Below are 853 nucleotides of genomic sequence, written 5' to 3' on the forward strand. Positions count from 1 at the left end.
ATGAAGAAAAAACAATCTTCTCCGGCAATATAACCATATTTAATGTCCGTTTCAAAGAGTTGATTGGAATCGGTAATCACTCGATTTCGTGCCAATTTTCGCGGATAAGTCGCTTTCTTTCTCCGCTGCGGTCGTAAAATATCGAGCTCTTTACATAGGCGATATACTTTTTTCTTATTGATCACAAGCCCATGATCGCGGCGTAAAAGCACGGTAAGCTTTCGGTATCCGTAGGCATATCCATCACCGGATAAAGCTTCCATGAGCCATTCCTTGATCTGTTCATCTGAAATTTTGGTTCCGTCCTGTCGGACGGAATAGCCCGGTGCTTGTCGCCCCTCATTTTTCACTGGCTCCACGGGTTGCCCTTCCTGTTTCTTATGATAGTAGTAGGTTGAGCGTGGAATGCGGGCAAAACGTAGGACTAACCGTTTTGGATAGCCTTGCCGAATGTAGTGTTCAGCTACTTCAAGTTTTTCAGCAAATGAGGGTTTTTCTTTTTTATTAAATCACGCAATATAGCGATCTCTAACGCTTGTTCACCAAGTAAACGCTTGAGTTGATCGTTTTCTTTGGCTACTTCCTCTGCATCCAGAGCAGGAACGGTGGAGAAATCTACTTCACCATGCTTCCCGTTCTCCAGTTCTTTTTTCCAACGCCCGACCATGTTTGCTGATCATTCGTAACGACGAGCAACAGCCGTAATGCTTCCTGTTTCTTGTACTTCTTTTATTACTTGTTTCTTGAAATTTAACGAATACTTTTTTCGTGTCATATTGTACTCCCCCTCTGGTCACTATCAGTGTAATTCAAATCCACTCTTAGTGTCCAATTTCTCTAGGGGGCTAAAGAG

General features: G+C 43.0%; 2 protein-coding genes. Both read right to left on the reverse strand.

What is annotated here, in order from left to right; genetic code table 11:
• Positions 1 to 359 (reverse strand): IS3 family transposase (locus tag HMPREF0083_RS26780; RefSeq protein ID WP_021624652.1); only part of this gene is annotated, 359 nt, incomplete at its 3' end.
• 104 nt (positions 360 to 463) lie between these two features.
• Positions 464 to 667 carry a hypothetical protein gene (locus HMPREF0083_RS24545; protein ID WP_021624653.1) on the reverse strand — a complete coding sequence of 68 codons (204 nt, stop codon included), beginning with the start codon at positions 665 to 667 and terminating at the stop codon, positions 464 to 466.
• Between the last annotated feature and the right edge of the window lie 186 nt (positions 668 to 853).

The sequence above is a fragment of the Aneurinibacillus aneurinilyticus ATCC 12856 genome (assembly GCF_000466385.1).
Taxonomy (GTDB): Bacteria; Bacillota; Bacilli; order Aneurinibacillales; family Aneurinibacillaceae; genus Aneurinibacillus; species Aneurinibacillus aneurinilyticus.